A 2,213-nucleotide genomic window follows, 5' to 3' on the forward strand; every position below is an offset into this window, starting at 1 on the left:
CCTTGGGGCTGTTCATGCAATGGCGCACAGCCTTGGCGGGAACCTTGACCTTCCCCATGGCGAGTGCAATGCCCTCCTGCTGGAAACAGTCATCATGTACAATTATGCTTCTGCACCGGACCGATACGATAGTATCGGTGAAGCTATGGGTTGTCCAGTGTACACGGTACCACAGAATGAGCGGCCCAAGATGATCTGTGATGAAATCCACCGGCTCCGAACATCCATTGGAGTTGGGAAGACGCTCGGGACTCTCGGGGTAACAAAAGAGGTGATCCCGCTCCTTGCTGAACATGCGATGCATGATGTCTGCATGGCGACCAACCCCCGGGACCCGAAGAAAAACGAGATCGAGGCACTTTATGAATCTGCCCTCTGAACAACCGGATGAACGCGGGCAGTTGCGTGAGCGGATCATCGGAATGGGGGAGACCTCGCTCCACAAAAGTTATTATCCTCTTCTCCAGGAGCGGCTTCTCGAACTTGAACGGTTCCGGGCCCTCATCGATGAAACCAACGATATGATCCTGATGGTGCAGACCCCGGACAACCGGTGTGTGGATGCAAACCATTCCAGTTGTGCCCAGCTGGGGTACACCACCGCCCAGCTGTTCAGTATGGAAATATTCACTCTTCTTGGTCCCGAGAAACGCGAACAGTTCCGGAAGGCATTCTCAAAGGCCGCTGTCAGCGGGACGCAGGAGAAGATCGAAACCACCCTCTGCACGTCACAGGGAGCGGTGATCCCGGTTGAGCTCCTGATACGTTTTGTTACATTCGACAAACAGAGTTATGGCGTGATCGTTGCCCGCGATATCAGCGAACGGATCCGGTATGAGCGTGCGCTTGTTGCAACCCAGAAAAAGCTCAACCTGATCAACTCACTGACCCGCATGGATATTAAAAGCAAGATCTTCATTGTGCGGGCATATCTCGAAGTGATCCGGCAGATCGCAAAGCACCCTGAAGAGATCTCGGTACTGGACAAACTCCAGAACACCACCGGTGAGATCCAGGGACAGATCGAATTAGCCGAAAATTACCAGAAACTCGGTGTCCAGACCCCCCGCTGGCAGAACTTTTCCCGGGTGCTGCTGTATGCGATATCGCATCTCCCGCCCATCCCTATCAGACACATGACGAATATGGACCGGCTCGAGATCCTTTCCGATCCGCTGCTGGAAAAAGGGCTCACGCACCTGATGGAATACCTCTATACTCATGGTGGGATCACGGAACCGGTCCAGATCTCCCATGCAGAGACTGCAGGAGACCTCACGCTTATTCTGCAAAAATCAGGGACCGGCGTCCCTCCTGACCAGAAAGAGTCCCTGTTTGTCTGGGCCCCGGCAAAAACGTCCGGCCCCAACCTTTTTTTTATCCGGGAGATCCTCGATATGACCGGTATTGTTATCGAGGAGACCGGTGACATGGAGACCACGCGTTTTGTGATCCGGGTTCCAAAAGGCGGATACCGGAATCCCTAAAATGTTTTCGGTATGAAAATTCCGGCTGCTCCTTTTAATCTCCACGCCTGAATTTTTTTGACCGCAGGGTTTTATGGTTTCAGCACCAATAATTATTGTGCTGATTTCAGGAAATTTTTTTATTGATTTTTACAAAAAGGAGGTTTCCTTTGACTGATACCTACGATGCATCCCACATCACGATACTTGAAGGGCTCACGCCAGTACGCGAGCGTCCTGCAATGTACATCGGGAGCACCGATACGCGGGGGCTCCATCATCTTGTGTACGAGGTCGTGGATAATTCCATCGATGAAGCGCTTGCCGGGTTCTGTACCTTAATCTCCGTTGTTATCAACGGCGACGGATCGCTGTCGGTTGAGGACAATGGCCGGGGCATCCCGGTCGATACGATGGAAAAGAACCATAAAAGTGCTCTCGAAGTGGTACTCACTGTCCTCCATGCCGGTGGTAAATTCGACAAGGCCACGTACCAGGTATCAGGAGGTCTCCACGGCGTCGGCGTCTCGGTTGTAAACGCCCTTTCATCGAACCTTACCGCCCGGGTCTACCGGAACGGCAATATCTACGAGATGCATTTTGCCCGGGGCATTCCCACCGGCCCCCTCATGCAGCGGGAAGAGACGCTCAACGAGGCGCTTGTCCGGTACCAGCAGTGGTACGGCGCACCGGCTGCATTTACCCGGGGCACCGTGCATGTAACCGTCCAGCAGAGCCTGTCCGGGC

General features: G+C 53.6%; 2 protein-coding genes and 1 pseudogene. All 3 read left to right on the plus strand.

Annotated elements, in window-relative coordinates; all coding sequences use genetic code 11:
• A pseudogene (locus WCE46_RS05010) lies at window positions 1-379 on the plus strand (alcohol dehydrogenase); the annotation flags it as partial.
• Window positions 363-1,487 (plus strand): PAS domain S-box protein, encoded by a 1,125-nt coding sequence (locus WCE46_RS05015; RefSeq protein ID WP_424732604.1) that lies wholly within the window; start codon window positions 363-365, stop codon window positions 1,485-1,487. The pseudogene WCE46_RS05010 and the gene WCE46_RS05015, both read left to right, overlap by 17 nt.
• Before the next feature lie 149 nt (window positions 1,488-1,636).
• Window positions 1,637-2,213, plus strand: a 577-nt coding sequence (locus WCE46_RS05020; protein WP_424732605.1) for an ATP-binding protein, incomplete at its 3' end; no start/stop codon positions are given.

Source organism: Methanoregula sp., assembly GCF_049690535.1.
Lineage (GTDB): Archaea > Halobacteriota > Methanomicrobia > Methanomicrobiales > Methanospirillaceae > Methanoregula.

Excerpts from the sequence above, each read along its gene's own strand:
- WCE46_RS05015 (WP_424732604.1), top strand. The coding sequence starts at position 363 with ATGAATCTGCCCTCTGAACAACCGGATGAACGCGGGCAGTTGCGTGAG.